Raw genomic sequence first — 21,686 nt, forward strand, 5'->3', positions numbered from 1 at the left:
GGCCGTCCTCAGGGGCCGAACCTGATGTCCGCCGCGACGGGCAGGTGGTCGCTGCCGGTGGAGGGCAGGGTGCGGACCTGGGTGACCCTGGCTGCGCGGGTCATGATGTGGTCGATCCTGGAGACGGGGAAGGTGGTCGGCCAGCTGAAGGCGAAATTGTCCCGTCCCGTCGAGTCCAGGCGGGTTCTGACCGGGTCGAGGCCGCGGTCGTCCACCGTGCCGTTGAGGTCGCCCAGCAGGATCACCTTCTCCAGCTGCTCGGCCTCCAGTGCCGCGCCCAGCAGGCCTGCGCTCTCGTCCCGGCGGGCGGAGCTGAAGCCGTGCCACTGGACGCGGACCGACGGCAAGTGGGCGACGTACACCGCGACATCGCCCCACGGCGTACGGGCTTGGGCCCGCAACCCGCGGTTCCAGTCCTCCCCGATCCCCTCCGGCCTGATATCCACCGCCCCGACCTCCGTCAGCGGGTGCTTCGACCAGAGTCCGACCGTTCCCCGCGCCGCCCGGTAGGGGTACCGCGCCCGCAGGCTCGCCTCGTACGCGGGCAGTGCGGCCGGCGTCAGCTCCTCCAGGGCGATGAGATCCGGGCCGGCGGCGCTCAGGGCGCGAGCGGTGCCCGCGGGGTCGGCGTTCACGTCGCTGACGTTGTGCTGGACGGCCGTGAGGTCGTGGGCGCCACCGTCCCCGGCGGTCGAGCGCCCGCCGAAAAGGATCCCCCAGGCGGCGACCGGAAGCAGTAGGGCCACCAGGGCCAGGGCCGACCGGCGCAGCAGGGCCAGGGTGAGCAACAGGGGGACGGCCAGGCCCAGCCAGGGGAGGAACGTCTCCAGGAGGCTGCCGAAGCGGCCCACGGTGTTGGGCACCGCGGAGTGGAAGGCGAGGAGGGCCGCGGTCAGGACGGCGAGCGTGGCGAGAATCCGGCCGCGCGTCCAGCGGGACCGGCCCTTCGCGTCCACTCCCCAGCGCGGCCGGACACCGCTGCCCGGCCACCTCCGCAGGCGCGCGAATCTCGTACCCCGCTTCGTCCCGCCGTCCACCCGCTCCACTCGGCTCCCCCTGCTTCCCCCGCTCCCCGGCCGTGAGCGTCGCGTGGCTGGAAGGACGCCACCATCGGGTGATCGGGTTCCGGCTGTCGGATGCGGGCCTCGCGGGCGAGGGGAACACTGGGGTGTGCGCGTGTCCCCACACGCGTGCGCGTTCTCACGCTCGCTCTCCGTCGAAGGGACCTACAAGTGGCCGACCTCTACGCCCTCGTCGCGGAGCACCTCGAGAAGGCCCGCGCCGCCGCGCACGGACGCAGCGCCGAGCTGCTCCTGCACGACGGTCCACTGCGGCAGAGCCTCATCGTGCTCGTATCCGGACACGAGCTGAGCGAGCACGACACACCCACGGCCGCGACCCTCTTCGTCCTGCGCGGGCGGGTCGGGCTCACCACCGCGGGCGACACGCTCGAACTGGGCGAGGGCGAGTTCGCGCCCATCCCGCACGAGCGCCACGGCCTGACCGCGCTGGACGACTCCGCCGTCGTACTGACCGCCGTCACCGAGGTCTGAGCGGGCGCCCCCGCTGCGGCACTACCCCTTCGCGACGGCCCCCAGCCACTCCTCGACGGCGACGACCTCCGCCCACTGCGGGAACAGCTTCTCCATCAGGAGCGCGTGCACCTCGGGGTCCAGGTCGAGGCACGCGTCCGACAGGACGGTGAGTCCCAGGTCCCCGTCGTTCGCGTGGCACGCCGTGTGCAGCACTACGCCGCTGGTGGCGATGCCGGTCAGGACGAGGTGGTCGATGTCGCGCGCCCTGAGCACCAGGTCCAGGTCGCTGCCCGAGAACGCGCTCCCACGCCGCTTGGTGACCACGGTGTCGCCCGGCTGCGGCCCGATGTCCGGGTGGATTTCGGTGCCGGGCTCGCCTTCGACGTGCAGGCCCGCCCGCACCACGGCGGTGAGCGCCTTGTTGCGGGTGCTGACATCCGGGTATCCCGGTCGTAACGCGATGGCCACGTAGATCACGGGGATGCCCGCCGCGCGGGCGCCCTCGATCGCCCGGCGCAGGCGCGGCAGATAACCCGAGCCGTCGTCGGCGAGGTCCACGATCTCGCGCTGCACATCCATCACGAGGAGGGCGCTGTTCACGCCCGGGATCGTGCGCTGATGATTCGTCATGTCTCCTCGAACTCCCGCGGTGGCCGAGCCGTTCCGTGGGGACGGAGCCCGTCCCCGTCCGGTGCGATCATGGCGCGTGATGAATGCCGACGAACAGTGTGCCGAAGACGAGCCCGCGGGGGACGGATGGCCGGACATACCGGGTGACACCGCGCTCACCATCAAGGTCCCCGAAGCCGATCCGCTGGTCCGCGCGGGGTTCCCGGCCCACGTGACCGTGCTCTACCCCTTCTTGCACGAGAGTCGCATCGACGCGGCGGCCCACCGCGAGCTGACCGGTCTCTTCGCCGGACGTGACGCCTTCACCCTGACGTTCGCCGAGTTCGCCCGCTATCCCGGCGTGCTGTACCTCGACCCGTGGCCGCACGCCCCGGTCACGTCCCTGGCCAAGGACCTCGCCGCGTGCTGGCCGGACGCGGTGCCCTACCGGGGGATCTTCGACCCCCCGCTCGGCCCGCATCTGACGGTCGCGAACAACGAGGGCCCCGCGACGCAGGACGCCGCGTACGACGCGTTGCAGGCCGAGCTGGAGCCCCTGTTGCCGCTGAGCTGCCGTATCCGGGCCGTCCACCTCATCGTCTGGGACGGCACACGCTGGCAGGACCGCGCGGAGTACCGCCTCGGCTCATAGCCGCGCGCGGGCACCCACCCGCACAGGGAGTTTCTGCACGCTGTTCCCCACGAAGGAGGCGTGGCGGGGCAGTTCGGGCTCCGGGACGGCGAGGTCGAGGTCGGGGAAGCGGGTGAACAGTTGCTCCAGGGCGATGGTGGCCTCCATGCGGGCCAGCGGGGCGCCCATGCAGAAGTGCGCGCCGTGGCCCAGGGACAGGTGCCGGGTGGTGGTGTTGTCGCGGGTGATGTCGAAGCGGTCGGCGTCGGGGCCGTGCGCCTGTTTGTCGCGGCCCGCCGCGGAGTAACCGGCCAGGACGGGGGTCCCCTGGGGGATGACGGTGCCGTCGAGCGTGAGGTCGCGCGTCGGGTAGCGGAAGGGGAAGTAGCTGACGGGGCTGTCCCAGCGCAGGGTCTCCTCCACCACGTCCGCCCAGCTCACCTTGGAGCTCTGGGCGAGGGCGAGCTGCTCGCGGTGGGTGCACAGGGCGCGTACGGCGTTGGTGATGAGGTTGAGGGTGGTCTCGTGCCCGGCGATGATCGTGAGCATCAGGGTGCCGAGCAGCTCGTGGGGGCTTAGCCGGTCGCCGTTCTCCTCGCGGGCCGCGATCAGGGCGGTGGTCAGGTCGTCTCCGGGGTTCGCCGCGCGGGCGGCGGCGACCGCGCCGAGGACTTCCACCATCTCCCGGTTGGCCGCCATCGCCTCCTCGGGGCCGATGTCGGTGGCGACGATCTGGTTCGACAGGTGGTGCAGGCGGTCGTGGTACTCGGCGTCCACGCCCAGGAGTTCGCAGATGACCCCCATCGGCAGCGGCAGCGCGAAGTGCTTGCGCAGGTCCGCCACGCCGTCGCCGGCGGCCGCCTCTCCCAGGTTGTCGAGCAGCTCGGTCGTCAGGGCCGTGATCCGCGGCTGGAGTTCCGCCACCCGGCGCGCGGTGAACGCCTTGCCCATCAGGGAGCGCAGCCTGCGGTGGTCGGTGCCGTCGGCGGTGGTCATGCCCTGCACCGTCGCGAACGTCTTCAGCGGCCAGCCGTCGGCTATCTCGCCCGCCTGCAGCGCCGCGAAGTGCTGTGCGTTCTTGGCGACATCGGGGTGTGCGAGGAACTCCTTGAGCGCATCATGGCCGAGCACCGCCATGCCCTGTACGTCGCCGGGCAGGACCACCTCTGTGACGGCGCCGTGTGCCAGGAGCCGGGCGTTGTCGGCGTGCGGGCAGCCGCCGGCGGGGTCGAAGCGGTGCGGCCTGCTTGCTGCGGGGTCGGTGTTCACCGATGACGTGTTCAACGGGCTCTCCTGGTCGAAGGGTCGGGATGCTGCGAGAGGACCGGCGCGGTGAAGCGCACCGGGAGTGCGGCGAGTCCCCTGCTCCAGGGTGACTTGATCCACTCCAGTTCGCCCTGCGGGACGGCGAGTTCGAGGTCGGGCAGCCGGTGGCGGATCGTGTCCACGGCGGTGCGCGTGATGAGCCGGGCCGGGTCCTGGGCCGGGCAGATGTGCGGGCCCGCGCCGAAGGCAAGGTGCGAGCGGTTGCCCACGACCGGCGCGCCGTCGTCCGGGAGGATCAGCGGGTCCGCGTTGGCGCCTGCCAGGCCGAGGATGAGCATGTCGCCGGTGCGGACGGCCTGCCCGCCGAAGGTCATGTCGCGGGTGGCGTAGCGGGCGGGGAAGTTCTGCGTGGGCGGGAAGCGCCACAGGACCAGGTCGAGTGCGTCGTCCACGCTGAGGTGGCCGCCGGTCAGCGAGGAGCGGAACTGCGGGTCGCACAGCAGGATGCGCAGGGTGGTGGCGATCCAGTTGACGGTGGTCTGGTTGCCCGCGACGAACATGACGACGAGGTTGTGCAGGACCTCTTCGTCGGTGAGCCGGGCCGGGTGGTGCAGCAGGGCCGACGTGATGTCGTTGCCGCGGCGGCGCCGCTTCTCCTCGATCAGCCGGAGCAGGATCGCTCCCATGCGCTTGCTGGCGTCAGCGGATTCAGCGGTGGCGGCGACCGTTCCGGCGACGGCCTCCACCAGGTGGCGGCCGGTCTGTTCGTCCACGCCCAGCAGCATGGTGATGACGCGCATCGGCAGCTTGCGCGCGTAGTCGGCGACCAGGTCGGCCTCGCTGCGTTCCGCGAACGACTCGATCACCTCCTCGGCGGTGGCTCGCACGGAGCGCCGCAGTTCGTGGCCGTTGATCCCCGCGAGCGCGGCGGAGACGGCTGCGCGCATCCTGCGGTGCTGCTGTCCGTCGTTGAACAGCAGGGCGGGCCGCCAGCCGACCATGGGCAGGATCGGCGAGTCGGCGGGCACGCGGCCTTCCCGCAGCAGGCTCCAGCGGCGTGGATCGTGCGAGAAGTCCTGCTCGTCGCGGGTCAGTTGGAGCAGCTCGCGGTGGCCGATGACCAGCCAGGCGTCGACGCCGGGCGCGATGCTGACGGGCGCCACGGGCCCGTGGTCGCGGCGCAGTCGCTCGTACAGGGCGGGCATGGCGTCGCCGTCGAGGTGGGGTCCGTACAGCGCGGTCGACGGCCCCGCGGCTCCGGTGACCGGACAGTGGGTGGGCGGCCCGGCCGTGGTGTGGGGCGAGGTCATGTGCTCTCCGTGGCGACGTGGATGAGGTGCTGGACGAGGGCGATCAGCGCACGGACCGAGGACGCGGGGTCGCGTGCGTCGCAGGCCACCACAGGGGTGCCGGGGAGCAGGTCGAGGGCGGCGCGCAGATCGTCGGCGCCGTGCTGGGGGCTGCCGGGGAAGACGTTGACGGCCACCGCGAACGGCAGCCCGAGTTCCTCCAGGTTGCCCAGCGCGTCGAAGGACGCCTCCAGGTCACGCGTGTCCACCAGGGCGAGGGCCCCGAGCGCACCCTTGGCCAGGTCCCGCCAGGCGGGCAGGAACCGCTGCTGGCCCGGGGTGCCGAACAGGTAGAGGACCAGCTCTCCGTCGATGGTCATCCGGCCGAAGTCGAGGGCCACGGTCGTGGTGGTCTTGCCGCCTGCCACGAGGGTGTCGACGCGGGCGCCCGCCTGGGTCATGACGGCCTCGGTGGACAGGGGTTTGATCTCCGAGACGGTGCCGATCAGGGTGGTCTTGCCGACCCCGAGCGGTCCGACGACCAGGATCTTGGCGGCGCCGGCGACGCTGGAGGTGAGGTACTTCCCGGAGCCGGCCGGCTGCGGCGCCGCTACCGGTGCCGGTGTCGTTGCCGGGACCGGTGCGTCAGAGGCGGCTTTCGAGACCATGGAGGACCTTTCTGAGCATGGTCACATCGGTGTGTTCGGCCGGGGGCACCGGCGGACGGGTCACGATGAGCCCCCATTCCAGGAGATCGCAGAGCAACACCTGTACGACCGAGGGGGGCTGGCCGATGTGGGCGGCCACCTCGGCCACCGAGAGGAGCCCCTGGCAGTGCGCCAGGATGGTCTGGTGTTCGGGCTGGAGCGAGGCGGGAAACGCCGCGTCCGTCGCCATCACCAGGGACTCCCAGGCCAGCGCCTCGGTGTCGGCTGCCGCCCGCCCGCGAGTGATCACGTAGGGGCGGATCGCCGAGGCCGTCGGCTCCTCCGGCCGCGGTTCCGTCATGACGCCGCGGCGGCCGGATCCCGCGGCTGGCTGCTCAGGTGCGAGCCGATCTTCACCACGAGCAGCTGCATCTGCTGGGCGACCAGGCCGACGTCCGCCTCCAGGTCGGTGGCGACGCCCAGGTGCGCGCCCACACCGGCGTGGGTGAACAGCACGAAGCCGTGGTCGGACTCCAGCATCAACTGCCGTACGCCGGCGCCCGAGCCGAAGAGCAGCGCGGTCGTGGAGCGGCCCGTCATGGTCATCGCGGCGCAGGCCGCGGAGAGGGACTCGGCTTCGGCGACGCTCAGGTCGGCCACGGGGCCCGAGAGGTTCTCCGCGGAGGCGTGGCCGAGCCGCAGCCCGTCCTCGGAGACCACCACGCTGTGCCGGACCCCGGGGATCTCGATCAGCGGGCGGAGCATCCAGCCCAGGTCGGGAAGGGGGGTGATGATTCCGGTCACTGCCGGCCTCCGTCTTGCTCGTCAGGGGTGGGGGGTCGGGACGGTGTCTCCGTCGGCGGGGTCCCGGCCGACGGGTTCGCCTCCCCGGCCGCGGTCTTGTCCGCGTCGAGAGCCGCGCGACCGCGCAGCGAACCGGACACCACGCTGGCGATCGACGCCCGCGCCGCCTCCGGTGTCCAGGGGGTGGTGGGTGCGGCCGGGGGCGCCTGCCGGTCCTCCGGGACCGGCCGGCCGGGAGCGTCCGGGGCCGCCGCTCGGCGCCGGTTGCGCCGCTTGGGCAGGCCGGCCGCCGTCTCGCGCTCGGGAGGCACGTTCGGTGCGGCGGGCCGCACGGACAACAACTCTTCGTCTCGCGCCGGGTCGTGCTGGTCCCGCTGCTCGGGCTGGTCCCGCTGCTCGGGCTGGTCCTGCTGCGCGTGTCGGCCCAGCTGCTCGGGCTGATCCTGCTGGTTCGGCGTCTGCGCGTCCGCGTACGGCGGCGGCGCCATCTGGGCGCTCACCCGATGGGACCCCGTGAGCTGCGATGGGGGCTCGGTCAGCAGGCGGAACGGCACGAACGTCACGGCGCGCGTGCCGCCGTAGGCCGAGGCTCCGCTCAGCTCCACGTTGAAGCCGAGCTCGCGGCTCCATCGGCCCACGCAGGCCAGGCCGAGGCGCGGTACGGCGCCGAGCCGTGCCAGGTCCTGGTCGTCCCGCAGCTGGCCCATCGCCCGGTGCAGCACGTCCGGTGGCATCCCGAGTCCGGCGTCGTCGATCTCCAGGACCGCTCCGGCCCCCACCTCGCGGATGGTGACGACGACCTGGGAACGCGAGGGGGAGAACACCGTGGCGTTCTCCAGGAGTTCGGCGATGGCGTGCATCAGCCCTTCGACCGCGGGCGGCACGGCGTACAGCGTCTGTCCGCCGTGCACCTCGATCCGGCTGTACTCCACGATCCGCGACTGGGCGCCGCGCACGCAGTCGTACAGCGAGACCGGCCGTGTCTCCCTGCGGGCGGGCCAGATCCCGCACATCACGAGCAGTGTCTGGGCCTTGCGGGTCATCTGCGCCGCCGCGTGGTCGGCCTTCATCACCTCGCCCATGAGGTGCGGGTCCTCGATGGAGCGCTCGACCCGGTCGAGTACCTGCTGCTGCACGGTGGCCATCGCGTGCATGGTGCGGGCGACGGATTCGAACGCGGCCTGCACCGAGTCGCGCAGTCCGCGTTCGCGGCGCACCGCCTCGTCCGACCCCAGGGCGAACGCCACGGCGGACAGGGCTCGCGCGAACTCCTCACCGGTCTCGGCCGGCCCCGTCAACGGTCCTGGCACACCTTCCAGTCGCTGACCGGCTCGTACGCGCTCCGCGATCGCCGGCAGCCGTACGCCGGCCAGGTGCGCGACCTCGGCTTCACGTGCCGCGGCACGTCGCTCATGGCGGGCGCGGTCGGCCCGCTCGGCGGTCAACTGCCGGACCAGCACAAGCACCCAGGCGAGCAGCAGTACCGCGACCGCGGCGCAGCCACCGGCCAGAACCTGCCGCCACTGCGCCGCCGGGTCCAGGGCGGCGAGCACCGCGCCCACGATCGCGAGGACCACCGCCATCAGCCAGACCACGGCTTCGCGGCTCACGGACCCGTGTCCGGGACGGCTCACCACGCCGCCCTCGCCCCGGCGGTCCTGCGCACCTTCACCACGACGAACGAATCCTCCCCGAACGCACCGAACTCCCTTACGAATGGGGAGCGTGGCGATCTTAGGTCAACTCGGCGCTTCTGGGCTGGCCGTTGGGGAAGCTTGCCTTCCGGCGCGCGAAGCTCTGCCCGGGATTGGCCGGAACTACCGCCCGGTAAGGGGGCATCGGGTGAGCAGAGTCGCCGGGTCGGCAGCCTCCGGGCGCGGCAGGGTCCGACTGGGCGGCGGCTGCTTTCCCCGGCCGAGCCAGGCCTCCATGGCGGTGAAGGCTGAGCGGTGGCAGGGCACGAGAGGCCGCAGCTTGTCGGGGAAGGCGTCGACGAGCGAGTCGACATGCGTGCCGTCCTCGACGCGGTAGTAGCGGAACAGGCCGCCGCGGCCCGCTCCGCGCACCATCTTCGCGTAGACGTCCGAGTCCTTGCTGATGGGCAGTTGGACGTCGAGGGTGCCGTGCACGGTGATCAGTGGTTTGCCGATGCGTCCGGTCAAGGCGATCTCGCGCACGGCGTCACGCACTTCCCGCGGCCGGGACGCGTACGCGTAGTCGGCGTCGCACGCCGGTGTTCCCGGCGCGCAGAAGGGAGTTCCGGCCTCGGTCGCGCCGTCGTAGCCCGGGTCGAGCTCCTCGCGGTAGATCCGCTGGGTCAAGTCCCAGTAGATCTGGTGGTGATAGGGCCACAGGAACTCCGAGCCGGCCGGGAAGCCCGCGTCGACCATCTCCTGATGCGCCTTGTCCGCTCCCTCGCCGCCCGCCGCGTACCGGGGGTAGGCACGCAGCGCGGGTGGCAGGAAGTCGAGCAGATTCGGCCCGTCGGCCCGCCATAGCGTGCCTTCCCAGTCCACTCCCCCGTCGTACAGCTCGGGGTGGTTCTCCAGCTGCCAGCGCACCAGGTAGCCGCCGTTGGACATGCCGGTGGCGAGGGTGCGGGCGGCTGGGCGGTGGTATCGCTGGGCGACCACGGACCGGGCTGCACCGGTGAGTTGAGTGAGGCGTTCGTTCCATTCGGCGATCGCGTCACCCGGTTCGGCCCCGTCGCGGTAGAAGGCGGCGCCGGTGTTGCCCTTGTCGGTCGAGGCGAACGCGTAGCCCCGGGAGAGCACCCAGTCGCCGATCGCCCGGTCGTTGGCGTACTGCTCACGGACACCGGGTGTGCCCGCGACGACGAGTCCGCCGTTCCAGCGGTCGGGCAGGCGGATGACGAACTGCGCGTCGTGTTTCCAGCCGTGGTTGGTGTTGGTCGCCGAGCTGTCGGGGAAGTAGCCGTCGATCTGGATGCCGGGCACACCGCGCGGCGCGGTGAGCCCGGCAGGGGTCAGCCCCGCCCAGTCGGCCGGGTCGGTGTGTCCCGATTCGACCGTCCCCGCCGTGGTCAACTCGCCAAGGCAGGCGATCTGTTGGCGTTCCGCGCCCGGCACTTTCAGTCTCGCGGACGACGCGCAATGCCCTGCGCTGCCGTCTCGGCCTTCACCTGGCTGCCCTGCCGCGGCCGGGACCGCGGCGAGCGTGACGAGCAGCGCGGTCAGCGCGAGAGCACTGTGGAGCGACCGGGCCGGGTGGCGCCTCCCGCGCGGCAGGCGTCGGGGTGGATCTATGGCGGGCACGGTTCCTCCGGTGGGCGTGAATGCGTACGGCGGTCGCGGAGCGGGATCGGTCAGGGGCAGGCGCCGTCGGCGATGACGTAGTGGCCGGCCGGGGACTCCTTGAGCGTGTGCGTGACAGCGGTGTTGTAGAGGCCCATGTTCTGGTTCGAGCCCTTGGCGTAGGTGTAGCCGCCGCTGGTGGTCGCGCGTCCGGCCCGGACCTGCTGGTAGTTGTTCGCGGTCCAGCACTTGGCGGTGGCGCCCGTGGTGGAGGCGGTGACCTGGGACGACCTCGCCCCTTCCGTACCGTCCGGGTCACGGGCGGCAACGCTGTACGTGTGACTGCTGCCCGCGCTGAGGCCGGTGTCCGTGAACGGAGGGGCGGCCGGGGTGGCGACACGGGTGCCGTCCCGGTATACGGCGTAGGACGCTGCCCCGGAGACGCCGTTCCAGTTCAAGGTGACGGAGGTGTCGGTCGTGCCGGTCGCGGCCAGGCCGCTCGGAGCGGGCAGGCCGCCGGGGTCCGGATCGGAGCCGTCCAGGCCGAAGAAGCCGGTGATCCAGTGACTGGAGCAGATGGAGTCGATGAAGTTCGCCGTCCCGGTCGCGCCACACTGCTGTGCACCTGTTCCCGGGTCGACGGGAGTGCCGTGGCCGATGGACGGGACCCGGTCGACTTCCACGGCGACCGCCCCGTCCGTCCCGAGATACTGCTCCCTGCGGGTCGAGTTGGGGCCGATGACCGAGCTGCGGTCCGGGGTCTGGTCCAGGCCGTGGACGGCGGTCCACTGGTCACGCAGTTCGTCGGCGTTCTTCTTGGCGACGGTGGGGTCGTTGTCGCCGTGCCAGATCGCCACCCTCGGCCAGGGGCCCGTATGGCCTGGGTGCGCGTCCCGGACGCCCTGCGCCCAGGCCGATGGGGTGCGGTCGACGCCGGGGCTCATGCAGCTGTACGCGGACAGCACGTCATCGGCACAGTCGTACGGGAGGCCTGCGACCACGGCTCCCGCCTTGAACACGTCCGGGTACGTCGCGAGCATCACCGACGTCATGGCACCACCGGCCGAGAGACCCGTGGCGTAGACCCGCGCCGTGTCGCCGCCGTAGGCGGAAGCGGCATGCGAGACCATCTGGCGGATCGAGGCGGCCTCCCCCTGTCCGCGTCGGGTGTCACCCGGCTGGAACCAGTTGAAGCACTTGCTGCTGTTGTTGACGGATGTCTGCTCCGGGAGGACGAGCAGGAAGCCGTGCTGGTCGGCGAACTCGGCCAGGCCGGAGTTGTCGGCGTAGATCTGCGCGCTCTGCGTGCAACCGTGCATGGCCACCACCACGGCGGGGTTCGCCGCCAGTGACGTCGGCCGGTACACGTACATGCTCAGACTGCCGGGATTGGCACCGAAGTTGCCGACCTTCTCCAGGGCGACCGCTGCTGGGGCCGCCTGCGCCGAGGGCGCGGGTGCGGACACGGCCCCGGCCACGACCAGGCCCACGACGGCGGCCAGCCGCCCCACGGCACGGCGCCACCTCCTCACACCGCGGGAAGGCCGCCCATAGGGCACCGGACTCAAAGGTCTTTCGTACGACGGCATGGCGGCTCCCGACGGAGGGTGGCGCGGTCTCCGGGGCGGATCACGCGACCCCAACCGTAGGAGTCGCCCGGACGGGAACAGAATGGCGCGGGGCGCCACACCACCATCAACAGCCCCTGGTGTCCAACCCGTTGCCGCTCCTCCCGGTCCGTGCTAGGAGCACCTCCATGGCGCGGCCCACGAAAAGGTAGAACGGCGATACTCGGGGCACTCGTCGCTCCGGACCCGGGCCGCCGATCGGCCAGGCCCACGGCTGACGTCCCGACGGCACCGCGGAGGTGCGGACCACCATGCCCACACAGCAGACCATCACCGCCGGCGTCGACGGCTCACCCGGCAGCCTGGTCGCCGCCGACTGGGCTGCGGGCGAGGCCCTGCGTCGTGACCTGCCCCTGCGTCTGGTCCACGCCAGTGAGCCGCCGGGGGAACGCGGCCGGTTCGACGGGAGTGGCGCCGCGGCGCGCCTGGAGACCGGCGTGCTGGAGCGCTCCGTCCAGCAACTCGACCGCTGGTACCCCGAGTTGGAGATCCTCGACGAGCAGGTGACCGGATCACCGGCGGGGGCCTTGTTGGCGGCGGCCTCCTCCTCGGCTCTGGTCGTCATCGGATCGCATGGCGCCGGCAGACTCACCAACGTCATGGTCGGCTCGGCCGCGCTGGCCGTCGCCACGCGTGCGTCGTGCCCCGTCGCTCTGGTACGGGCGGCGGACACCCCCGACGGCAAGCACCAGGATGCGGCGGACCGCCCGGTCGTGCTCGGTCTCGACCTCGACCGTCGCGGTGACGAACTGCTGGAGTACGCCTTCGACGCGGCGGCCTCCCGCCGGGCGCCGCTCCACGTCGTGCACGTCTGGACCGCCCCCATGACCGAGGAATCCGAAGCCGTCGACCCCATGCCGGACAAAGAGCGCCTGATGGCCTCCGAACTCAGCTCATGGCGCCGGAAGTTTCCCGAAACGCACGTGGATCAACGGCTCGTGCACGACGCGGCGGGCCATCACCTGGTCCAGTCGACCTCGACCGCCTGCCTGCTGGTCATCGGCCGCCTCATACCCACCGGGCCGCATCTGGGCGAGACCGCGCACGCGGCGATTCATCAGGCCAGGTGCCCGGTCGTCATCGTCCCGCACAACTGACGGGCTAGCCGTCCAGCGTCGCGGGACCGTACCGCGCGGCGGGCGCCTCGGTCGCGAGAGCCCAGTAGCGGTCGCCGTAGGACCAGTGCCACCACTCCGTGGGGTAGTTGACCAGGCCCGCCGTGGCGAGAGCGGCGGTGAGGGTGCGACGGTTGCGGCGGGCTTCCGGGGAGATCAGGGCGCTGTCCATGTAGCAGGCGCCGTCGCTCTCCTCCGGGCTCGCGTTCACCGGGGTTCCGAGGTCGAGTTCGGTGCCGGAAGTGGTGCACAGAGTGAGGTCGACCGCGGCGCCCGCGACGTGCGGGCCGACTTCGGGCGGTGAGAGGGAACGGCTCGTCTGCGTGTGGAGGTAGGCGTCCGACCAGTCGGGGTTGGCCTTCCTCAGCTCGGCGGCGTACTCCTCGAAGTACTGGATCTGCAGGGCCAGCGGCCGGTACCCCTCGGTGACCAGGAGGCGCAGGCCCTCGGGCAGCAGCCGGGCGGCGCGGGCCAGACGCCAGGCGACGCCCTCGCGCAGCTGGGCGTAGGCCCCGGCCGGGTCGGCGAGGCGGTCGTCGACGTCCACGAAGGGCAGTTGACGCAGGTCCACGAGGGCTTCCGCGCAGTCGTGGACCGGGATGCCGACGACTCTGGGATCGTTCATGAGGATGATCGACGACATGTATGCCCCTTCGTGGCGACGGTGGCGGGCACAGCTCCGGGGACGGGCTGCCGCCCGCCCCCGAAGTCCCCTCCGTGCCCTGGCAGGGGCTCTACGCGACGAGCGGCCCACACGACCGACGGTGTCGGTGGTGTGGGCCGTACGAGGCTTCAGTGGCCTTCCCCCGTGTTCCCCCGATGAATTCCGCTGAGTCCCCCGTTGTTTCCTGCGATCCCCCGTTGTCGGCGGCGTGTTCACCCGCCGACAACCACAGCGTGACGCAGCCCGCTGTAAATTCTCTGCAAGTCCGGGACAAGCGGATTGCAGACCGCCGCCGGAAGCGGACCTCAGAGCCCCGGTTCGTTCCGCTCGCGCGCTTCGTACGCCATGAAGACCTCCCGCGCCTCGGCGCGCAGCGCACCTGCCGCCACCCGGTCGCCAGCGGCCTCGCGCGCCGCCGCGAGATCGCGCAGGGTGCGGGCCCGGGGCAGGGGAAGCCCCAGATCGTCCCAGAGGGCCGCGGCCGTGGTCAGGTGCTGTTCGGCGGTGTCGACGCGGCCGGCGGCGAGCTCGCACTCGCCCAGGGTGCGCAGGCCGAGCGCCTCGCCGAAGCGGTCGTGCTGGCCGCGGCAGATGGCGAGGACGTCCCTGATCTCGGCCTCCGCTTCGGCCGAACGCCCCAGTCGGATACGCGACTTGGCCCGCGCCTGCATCGCGTAGGCGAGCATGAGCGGGTCGCCGAGGGTACTCAGGAGGTCCACCGCACGGCTGGAGAGTTCCTCCGCCGCCTCGTACTCGCCGAGGGCGCGATGGACCAGGCCGAGCGAGCGCAGCGTGAGGGATTCACCGCGGCGGCTGCCGAGCCTGCGGTAGGCGCGCAGCGATTCGTCGAGGAAGGCGCGCGATGCCGCGAAGTCGCCGAGTTCCAGCTGGACGGATCCGGCGTACCGGCAGGACAGGCCGAGGCCCGGGTCGTCGTGCAGTTCACGGAACCCGTCGACGGCGCGCACCAGCGTCTCCTGCGCAGCCCGCAGCCGCCCGGCTTCGCGCAGCGCGCTGCCGAGACCGGCGTGGGCGGCAGCCTGTCCGCGTACGTCGCCGAGGTCGGCGCAGAGTCCGGCCGCCTGCTTGAAGTAGCCCTGGGATTCGGGGAACCGGTCCTGTTCGTAGCGCAGTTGCCCCAGACCGATGAGCAGCAGGGCCTCCCCCGCCCTGTCCTCGGCTCGGCGGGCCGCGGCCAGTGCCGCGTCATGGGTGCGCCACCAGGCTTCGAAACGGTTGCCGACGGTGTACGCGGACGAGCACAGGGCCGCGGCGGCCTCGCAGGAGAGCGTGTGCAGGTCGAGGGCGGCCGCGCGCTCCACGGCGGCTGCGATCGCGTCGGCCTCTGCCTCGAACCAGGCGGCCGGGTCGGCGAGTGCCCGCTGGGTGGCTTCCGGCCCGACGGGGCGCACCAGTCGCCGCAGGGAGCCGGCCGAGGGCCCGTTCGTGCTGGAGTCCAGGAGCCCGCGGTGCAGCTCGACGGCGCCCGATGGCGTGGCGGACGCGGCGAGGCCGGTGAGCCAGAGCCAGGCGCCCAGTGCACGGCCGACGGCGGCGGCCCGTTCGGCGGGCGGGTCCTCGGCGTCGGCGCGCTCGGCGGCGTAGACGCGGACCAGGTCGTGCGGCCGGTAGCGGGGCTGGCCCGCGCGGTCGACGCCGGTGCAGTGCAGGAGCTGGGCGTCGATGAGCTGCTCCACGACGCGGTCCGCCTCGGCTTCGGGCACGTCGAGCAGCGCGGTCACCACCCACGCGGCGACATCGGGGGCGGCGAGCAGGCCGAGGCGCCGCAGGGCGGTGCGGGCGGGGGCGTCCAGGGCCCGGTAGCTCATGCCGAGCCCCGCCCGTACCTCCAGGTCGCCGACGGCGAGTTCGTCCAGGCGGTGGTGTTCGTCGGCGAGCCGGTCGGCGAGCATCCGCGCGGTCCAGTGCCTACGGGTGGTGAGGCGGGCGCCCGCGATCCGGATGGCGAGCGGGAGTCCGCCGCACAGCTCGACGATGCGCCGGGCGGCGTCCGGCTCGTCCCTGATGTGACGCTCCCCCGCGACGCGGCCGAGGAGTTCGATGCCGGGCTCCGTGTCGAGCACGTCGAGGTCGGTGCGGTGGGTGCAGGGCAGGGCGCCGAGGCGGGCCCGCGCCGTGATGAGCACCCCGCAGGTGGCGCTGCCGGGGAGCAGGGGGCGCACCTGGGACTCGCTGGCCGCGTCGTCGAGCACGAGCAGCACGCGGCGCCCCGAGACCAGGCTGCGGAAGAGGTCGCGCCGCTCGGCGTCCCCGTCGGGCGGGTCGGCCCCCAGCGCGTAGAGGAGGCGTCCCAGGACTTCGCCGGGCGCCACGGGGTCGGTGGCGCCCCGCAGCTCGCCGTACAGCTGTCCGTCCGGGTAGGCCTCGGCGACCTGATGCGCGGCCCGGACGCCCAGCGTGGACTTGCCGACGCCACCGGGCCCGGAGAGCACGACGACCGGCATGGCATCGCGGGGGCCGGACAGCGCGGCCCGCACGTCGGCGAGTTGCGTGTCCCGGCCGGTGAAGTCGCCGATGGTGGGCGGCAGGAGCGCCGCCACCGGAATGGCGGCGGTGTCCCTGGGGGTGGGGCCGGGGCTGTCAGCCGTGGCCGGAAGGAGCTCTTCGTCGGCCCGCAGGATCGCCTCGTACATCCGCCGGAGATCGGGGCCGGGATCGATGCCCAGCTCTTCGGTGAGTACGTCGCGGCCCTCCGCGTAGACCGCGAGTGCCTCGGCCTGGCGTCCCAACCGGTAGAGGGTGAGCATCAGTTGGCCACGGAGCCGCTCCCGGGTGGGGTGGGTGGACACCAGCGCGGTGAGTTCGGCCACCAGTTCCCTCTCGCGGCCCGTCTGGGCGAGCTCGGCGACGATCCGCTCCTCCAGGGCCGCCTGCCGCGCCTCGTCGAGCTGGTCGGCCATGGCCCGCAGCGTCTCGCCGATGCCGCCGAGCGCGGGGCCCCGCCACAAGGCGAGGGCGTCCCCCAACAGCCGGGCGGCCGCACCGTGGTCCCCTTCGGCGGCGGCCTGCCTGCCCTGTGCGGCGAGGCGCTCGAACTCGACGCGGTCGACGAGGGTGGCGTCCGCGCGGATCAGATAGCCGGGCGGGCGGGTCTCGATGGCGTCGGCCGGCAGGGCGCGGCGCAGCGCGGAGACGTACGACTGGATCAGGGAACGTGCCGTGTCCGGCGGCCTCTCGCCCCAGATGGCGTCGATCAGCGCCTCGACGGACACCACACGCCCCGGCTCCAGGAGCAGCGCGGCGAGCAGGGCGCGTGGCTTGGGGCCGCCGAGGCTGAGGCGGCGGCCCGCGCACCACGCCTCGACCGGACCCAGCAAGCGGTAGTCGGTGTCCGTGTTCAAGCCCGTCTCCATGGATCCTTGCCCCGCGCCGCCGCCCAGCCCTCGCTCCGGATCGGCTGGTCATACTACGTCTGCCCGCCGTCAACTGGCTTGCACACCAAGGGAATCAGGCCATCCGCCGGAAGGGCGACGTGGGAGCTTCGGACTGCCGCGGTTTCAGCCGGGCGCAGAAGGGCCGTTACGGGGAGGAGGACCGTCGGACGAGCCCGCCTCGACCGCGTCGGACTCCGGCGCGTCCGCTGCCGGCGCGAGCGGCACACCGCCGCCCTGGAGACGCTCCAGGTCGGCGGGCCGCACCTGGATGACCACCAGGGCGATCAGCGCGGCGACGACGGCGAAGACGGCGGCGGCGATGAAGGAACTGGAGATGCCCGAGGCAAGGACCTCGTCCCCCCAGCGCCCCGGCAGCTCCCCCGTCCTGCGGAACTCCAGCTGCTCGGCCCGGGTCGCCTCGGCCATGAAGCGCGGGACCTGGTCGGTGGCTTCGTTGCGGCTGGCCGTGCCGAAGACGGTGACCAGGACGGACAGGCCCAGTGAACCGCCCACCTGCTGGGTGGCGTTGAGGATGCCGGAGGCCGCCCCGGCGTTCCGGGACTCCACACCGGACACCGCCATCAGGGTCAGCGACACGAACTGCATGCCCATGCCGAAGCCGAAGACGAGGACGGGCCCGAGCAGGCTTCCCATGTACGTGCTGTCGACATCGGTCAGCGTCAGCCAGCCGAGTCCCGCGGCGGCCAGCACCGCGCCCACCACCATGAACGGCTTGGGTCCCCACTTGGGAAGGAGCTGGGAGGCCAGTCCGGCGCCCACCGCGATGATCGCGCTCACCGGCAGGAAGGCGAGACCGGCCCGCAACGGGCTGAAGTTCAGGATGTTCTGCACGAAGAGCGTCAGGAAGAAGAACATCCCGAACATGGCCGCGGCCAGGCAGAGCATCATCCCGTACACACCGGCGCGGTTGCGGTCGCGGAACATCCACAGGGGCGTGATGGGCTGCCTGGACCGCCGCTCGACAGCGAGGAAGAGGCCCAGGAGCACGACGGCCGCCACGAAGGCCGAGATGGTCACGCTGTCGCTCCAGCCGTCCTCGGAGGCGCGGATGAAGCCGTAGACGAGCAGCACCATGCCCGCCGTGGACATGAGCGCGCCGACGATGTCGAAGTGTCCCGGGTGGCGCTCGGACTCACGGATGTAGCGGGGGGTGGCGAGGGCGATGAGCAGGCCGATGGGGATGTTCACGAACAGGACCCAGCGCCAGTCGAGCCACTCCACGAGCAGTCCGCCCGCGAGCAGGCCGATGGCGCTGCCGCCCGCCGACACGGCCGCGAACACGCCGAACGCCCGGTTGCGCTCGGGCCCTTCGCGGAACGTCGTCGTGATCAGGGACAGGGCGGTGGGCGACGCGATGGCGCCGCCGACGCCCTGCAGCGAGCGGGCGGCGAGCAACTGCCAGGATTCCTGGGAGAGTCCGCCGAGCAGCGAGGCGAAGACGAAGAGCAGGACGCCGAACATGAAGACCCGGCGGCGTCCGAGGATGTCGCCGAGTCGCCCGCCGAGCAGGAGCAGACCACCGAAGGTCAGCGTGTAGGCGTTGATCACCCAGGACAGGGTTTCGGTGGAGAAGCCGAGCGAGGTCTGGATGTGCGGCAGAGCGATGTTCACGATGGTGATGTCGAGGACCACCATCAGCTGACACGAGGCGATGACGAGGAGTGCGATACCGCTGCCGCTGCCCCGCTCCGGGGATGCGGCAGGCTTCGAGGGTGTCGTCCGAGAGCTCGTCATGAAATTACTCGCGTGTTGCTCGCGTGCTCGTCATGTAATGGCTCGCGTGTCAAGCAGGCAGTGAACGGAGACGTTCACTCCCTCAGGCTAAGCCCGGCGCTCCTGGCCTGCCATTCGTCCACCTGGTGTGACCCACGACACCCTGGCCGGGCGATGACTTGATCGCGCCCCGCACGTCCTACTGACGACACCACTGCGAGAGAACGGGACGGCGTCCTCATGACCGAAGCAGCCACCAAGGGCCCTGCCAGCTACTTCCCTTCGATCGAGAGGAAGTACGGGCGCCCCGTCGCGGAGTGGAAAGACCTCATCCGTTCCTCGCCGCTGACCAAGCACATGGAGCTCGTCGGCTGGCTCAAGGCCGAGCACGGCCTTGGCCACGGTCACGCGAACGCCCTGGTCGCGCACACCCTGGCCGAGGCCCGCGCCGTGTGAGCGTGCCGTTACCGGCTCAGCGCGGCGCTCCCCTTTCCGCCGCGGCGCCGGGCGAGCCGGTGGAAGGACTTCGGCGCGCTTCGCGGCGAGGGCAGCGCGCCGGCGACCGCGTCGGCCAGGAGTGTGCTGACGGTCTCGGCGGCGCAGGTGCGGTTGGCGCCGATTCCGCCGCTGGGGCCCCGCTTGATCCAGCCCACGACGTAGGTGCCCGGCCGTCCCGTCACTCGGCCGCCCTCGTGCGGCACGGTGCCGGTGACCTCGTCGAAGGGCAGTCCGGCGACCGGCACCCCGCGGTAGCCGATCGCGCGCAGCACCATGCCCGTCCGTAGGGTCCGCTCCCCCGACGCCTCCGCGACACGTACGCCCCGGACTGCTTCGTCCCCGGTCATTTCCACCGGGGTCGAGTGGAAGCGGAGCACGATGCGCCGCCCGGGAGCGGGCTCCTGCGACCAGTCGACACGCTGGCGCGTGACCCCTCGCAGGAGCGCCGCCCTGCCCTTCGGGTCGGTGGCAGGGCCGGCCTCGTCGATGACCGACGCCGTCCGGGGATCGTGGTCGTCGACCACCAGGTCAAGGCCGGGAACGTGCTGGAGGGCGAGCAGTTCGGACTTGGTGTACGCGGCGTCCTCGGGACCCCGCCGCCCGAGCAGAACCACCTCGCGCACCTTGCCCGCACGCAGCGCCGCGAGGGCGTGATCGGCGATGTCGGTGCGGGCGAGGCTGTCGGGGTCGGCGAGCAGGATGCGGGCCACGTCGAGGGCGACGTTGCCGTTGCCGACGACGACCACGCGTTCGGCGGACAGGTCGATCGAGTCCGGCGCCGCGTCCGGGTGGCCGTTGTACCAGGCGACGAAGGCCCTCGCCGAGATGCTGCCGGGCAGGTCCTCACCCGGCACGGCCAGCATGCGGTCGGCCGACGCGCCCACGGCGTAGATGACCGCGTCGTGATGCGCGGCCAGTTCCTGCGCGGTGACGTCGGCCCCCACGTCGAGCCCCAGATGCATCCGCACCCTCGGATGCGTGTGGAACCGGGCGAACGTCTCGCCGACCTTCTTGGTGGCCGGGTGATCCGGCGCCACGCCGAAGCGCACGAGGCCGCCGGTCACCGGGAGCCGGTCGATCAGCGTCACTTCGGCGCTGGTGTGCAGGAGCAGATCCTGGACCGCGTACATCCCCGCCGGTCCCGTGCCGACGACGGCGACCTTGAGGGGCGCGAAGTCCGAGGGCAGGACGCGCGGGAAGGACGGCTCGTCCCATGCGTGGAAGTTCGGTCCGTCCGGGGCCGGTTCGGGCGCACGGTCCGCGTAGTACGCGGCGTTGATCGTCGCGTACTCCCGCTGGGCGACGGGCAGGCTGTCCACGGGGAAGATCGCCTCGACCGGGCAGGCGTCGGCGCAGGCGCCGCAGCCTATGCAGGTGGCCGGGTCGATGTGCAGCATCTCCGTGCTGCCGAACGCCCGCTCCTGCGGGGTCGGGTGGATGCAGTTGACCGGGCAGACGGCGACGCAGGTGGCGTCGTTGCAGCAGGTCTGGGTGATGGCGTAGGAGGTCATGTCGTCGGCTCGACTCGCTCGGGTCGGGTGAATGGCTGGCTGGCTGGCTCAGATGAGGTTGGCGCGCTTGTAGAAGGCAAGCGCCGGCTTGGTGAGCAGCCGGGAGGAGGCCAGGAACTCCATCAGGCCCGAACAGCTGGACCGCATCATGGACTTGTGGTGTTCGTTGACCTTCGCCTCAGCGAGCGCACGCTTCTCGTCGAGCCCCGCGTTCGCGTACACCTTGGGGTTCACCATGCTGGTGACGATGTAGTACGAGGCGATGGCGACGACGAACGCGTTGATCTGGCGCCGCAGCCGGCCCGCCCCGCTCAGGCGCTTGGTCGTCTGGTCGCGGGCGAACTTCATGTGCCGTGATTCCTCGACGACATGGATGTTGTTGATCGTGCGGACGAAGGGCACCACGCGCTCGTCGCGCATCCAGTCGCGCTGCATGACGTCGAGCACCTCTTCGGCCACGAGGATCGCGGCGTAGGCCGCCTCGCCGAAGGCCACCGTCTTGAACGCACGGCCCAGCTCCATCGCGAACCGCTTGGGCCGGTAGGCGGGCGCGCCCAGTTTCCGGGCGCCGCGGGCGAACATGATCGAGTGCCGGCACTCCTCGGCGATCTCGGTGAGCGCCCACTGCACTTCGTCGCTGGCCGGGTCCTTCATGTACACATCGCGGAGGACCATTTGCTGGAGGATCATCTCGAACCAGATGCCCGTGCTGGCCACCGAAGCGGCTTCCTGCCGCGTCAGTTCCTTGCGCTGGGCCTCGGTCATCTCCTGCCAGTAAGCCGTGCCGTACAGGGAGCACCATTCCGGGCTCGCGCCGTGGAAGTCCCGGTCGAGGGGGGCGTCCCAGTCCACCTCGACGGCCGGGTCATAGGCCAGTTCGGCGGCCGAGTCGAGCAACCGCCGGGCGACGTCGTCCTCTTCGGGGCGGTCCTGGGATATCGGCCGAACAGTGCTGCTTGCCATGCTGCGGCTCCTTGACTCTGATGCGTACGTTCTCTTGTTCGCTCAGGCAACGGACCGGGGCGCCGTCCCACAACGCGCCGCGGCCCGCTTGTTAGACAGACCGTATAACAAGGGGAGCGGCGAGCCTACCCCTGAGTAAGAAG

General features: G+C 71.8%; 19 protein-coding genes. 4 read left to right on the top strand and 15 right to left on the bottom strand.

Going from position 1 to position 21,686, the window contains the following annotated elements; genetic code table 11:
- Nucleotides 1-8: 8 nt before the first annotated feature.
- Nucleotides 9-956, bottom strand: coding sequence for an endonuclease/exonuclease/phosphatase family protein (locus ABXJ52_RS01795; RefSeq protein WP_367048750.1), 948 nt, complete (start codon nt 954-956; stop codon nt 9-11).
- A 276-nt stretch (nt 957-1,232) separates the two neighbouring features.
- On the opposite strand from ABXJ52_RS01795, the gene ABXJ52_RS01800 reads away from it, so the two are divergent.
- The gene (locus tag ABXJ52_RS01800) at nt 1,233-1,553 is read left to right on the top strand and encodes a cupin (RefSeq protein ID WP_367038750.1); all 321 of its coding nucleotides are present in this window, start codon (nt 1,233-1,235) and stop codon (nt 1,551-1,553) included.
- A gap of 21 nt (nt 1,554-1,574) precedes the next feature.
- Here ABXJ52_RS01800 and ABXJ52_RS01805 read toward each other — a convergent pair whose 3' ends face one another.
- Entirely contained in the window at nt 1,575-2,165 is a 591-nt protein-coding gene (locus ABXJ52_RS01805) for an isochorismatase family cysteine hydrolase (protein ID WP_367038751.1), read from the bottom strand.
- 79 nt (nt 2,166-2,244) lie between these two features.
- Here ABXJ52_RS01805 and ABXJ52_RS01810 point away from each other — a divergent pair, with 79 nt between their 5' ends.
- A complete protein-coding gene (locus tag ABXJ52_RS01810; protein WP_367038752.1) occupies nt 2,245-2,796 on the top strand; it encodes a 2'-5' RNA ligase family protein in 552 nt (183 codons plus the stop codon).
- Here ABXJ52_RS01810 and ABXJ52_RS01815 read toward each other — a convergent pair.
- The 8 genes from ABXJ52_RS01815 to ABXJ52_RS01850 form a co-directional block, all read right to left on the bottom strand.
- Nucleotides 2,791-4,059 carry a cytochrome P450 gene (locus ABXJ52_RS01815; protein ID WP_367038753.1) on the bottom strand — a complete coding sequence of 423 codons (1,269 nt, stop codon included), beginning with the start codon at nt 4,057-4,059 and terminating at the stop codon, nt 2,791-2,793. The two genes, ABXJ52_RS01810 and ABXJ52_RS01815, sit on opposite strands and share 6 nt — an antisense overlap.
- Nucleotides 4,056-5,351, bottom strand: coding sequence for a cytochrome P450 (locus tag ABXJ52_RS01820; protein WP_367038754.1), 1,296 nt, complete (start codon nt 5,349-5,351; stop codon nt 4,056-4,058). Before ABXJ52_RS01820 ends, ABXJ52_RS01815 begins: the two co-directional genes overlap by 4 nt.
- Nucleotides 5,348-5,998 (bottom strand): ATP/GTP-binding protein, encoded by a 651-nt coding sequence (locus ABXJ52_RS01825; protein WP_367038755.1) that lies wholly within the window; start codon nt 5,996-5,998, stop codon nt 5,348-5,350. Before ABXJ52_RS01825 ends, ABXJ52_RS01820 begins: the two co-directional genes overlap by 4 nt.
- On the bottom strand, nt 5,976-6,338 hold the full coding sequence (locus tag ABXJ52_RS01830; protein ID WP_160502689.1) for a DUF742 domain-containing protein: 363 nt from the start codon (nt 6,336-6,338) through the stop codon (nt 5,976-5,978). The genes ABXJ52_RS01825 and ABXJ52_RS01830 overlap by 23 nt, the downstream gene beginning before the upstream one ends.
- A complete protein-coding gene (locus tag ABXJ52_RS01835) occupies nt 6,335-6,781 on the bottom strand; it encodes a roadblock/LC7 domain-containing protein (RefSeq protein ID WP_367038756.1) in 447 nt (148 codons plus the stop codon). The genes ABXJ52_RS01830 and ABXJ52_RS01835 overlap by 4 nt, the downstream gene beginning before the upstream one ends.
- Nucleotides 6,778-8,364, bottom strand: a complete 1,587-nt coding sequence (locus tag ABXJ52_RS01840; RefSeq protein ID WP_367048752.1) for an ATP-binding protein — start codon at nt 8,362-8,364, stop codon at nt 6,778-6,780. Before ABXJ52_RS01840 ends, ABXJ52_RS01835 begins: the two co-directional genes overlap by 4 nt.
- Nucleotides 8,365-8,598: 234 nt before the next feature.
- Nucleotides 8,599-9,978, bottom strand: coding sequence for a 3-hydroxybutyrate oligomer hydrolase family protein (locus ABXJ52_RS01845; protein WP_367048754.1), 1,380 nt, complete (start codon nt 9,976-9,978; stop codon nt 8,599-8,601).
- Between the two features lie 128 nt (nt 9,979-10,106).
- Nucleotides 10,107-11,624 (bottom strand): PHB depolymerase family esterase, encoded by a 1,518-nt coding sequence (locus ABXJ52_RS01850; protein WP_367038757.1) that lies wholly within the window; start codon nt 11,622-11,624, stop codon nt 10,107-10,109.
- A 290-nt stretch (nt 11,625-11,914) separates the two neighbouring features.
- Here ABXJ52_RS01850 and ABXJ52_RS01855 point away from each other — a divergent pair, with 290 nt between their 5' ends.
- Nucleotides 11,915-12,760 (top strand): universal stress protein, encoded by an 846-nt coding sequence (locus ABXJ52_RS01855; protein ID WP_367038758.1) that lies wholly within the window; start codon nt 11,915-11,917, stop codon nt 12,758-12,760.
- A gap of 4 nt (nt 12,761-12,764) precedes the next feature.
- On the opposite strand, the gene ABXJ52_RS01860 is transcribed toward ABXJ52_RS01855, so the two are convergent.
- From ABXJ52_RS01860 to ABXJ52_RS01870, 3 genes are all read right to left on the bottom strand, one after another.
- On the bottom strand, nt 12,765-13,421 hold the full coding sequence (locus ABXJ52_RS01860; protein ID WP_367038759.1) for a M15 family metallopeptidase: 657 nt from the start codon (nt 13,419-13,421) through the stop codon (nt 12,765-12,767).
- A gap of 326 nt (nt 13,422-13,747) precedes the next feature.
- A complete protein-coding gene (locus ABXJ52_RS01865) occupies nt 13,748-16,816 on the bottom strand; it encodes a BTAD domain-containing putative transcriptional regulator (protein ID WP_367038760.1) in 3,069 nt (1,022 codons plus the stop codon).
- A gap of 144 nt (nt 16,817-16,960) precedes the next feature.
- Nucleotides 16,961-18,592 carry an MFS transporter gene (locus ABXJ52_RS01870; protein WP_367038761.1) on the bottom strand — a complete coding sequence of 544 codons (1,632 nt, stop codon included), beginning with the start codon at nt 18,590-18,592 and terminating at the stop codon, nt 16,961-16,963.
- Between the two features lie 219 nt (nt 18,593-18,811).
- On the opposite strand from ABXJ52_RS01870, the gene ABXJ52_RS01875 reads away from it, so the two are divergent.
- A complete protein-coding gene (locus ABXJ52_RS01875; RefSeq protein ID WP_367038762.1) occupies nt 18,812-19,027 on the top strand; it encodes a DUF4287 domain-containing protein in 216 nt (71 codons plus the stop codon).
- Nucleotides 19,028-19,035: 8 nt separating this feature from the next.
- Here the strand turns inward: ABXJ52_RS01875 and ABXJ52_RS01880 are convergent, their stop codons facing one another.
- Nucleotides 19,036-20,580 carry an FAD-dependent oxidoreductase gene (locus ABXJ52_RS01880; RefSeq protein ID WP_367038763.1) on the bottom strand — a complete coding sequence of 515 codons (1,545 nt, stop codon included), beginning with the start codon at nt 20,578-20,580 and terminating at the stop codon, nt 19,036-19,038.
- Between the two features lie 48 nt (nt 20,581-20,628).
- Complete coding sequence (locus ABXJ52_RS01885; protein ID WP_367038764.1) at nt 20,629-21,543, bottom strand: diiron oxygenase; 915 nt, start codon at nt 21,541-21,543, stop codon at nt 20,629-20,631.
- Between the last annotated feature and the right edge of the window lie 143 nt (nt 21,544-21,686).

This window comes from Streptomyces sp. Je 1-332 (assembly GCF_040730185.1).
Lineage (GTDB): Bacteria > Actinomycetota > Actinomycetes > Streptomycetales > Streptomycetaceae > Streptomyces.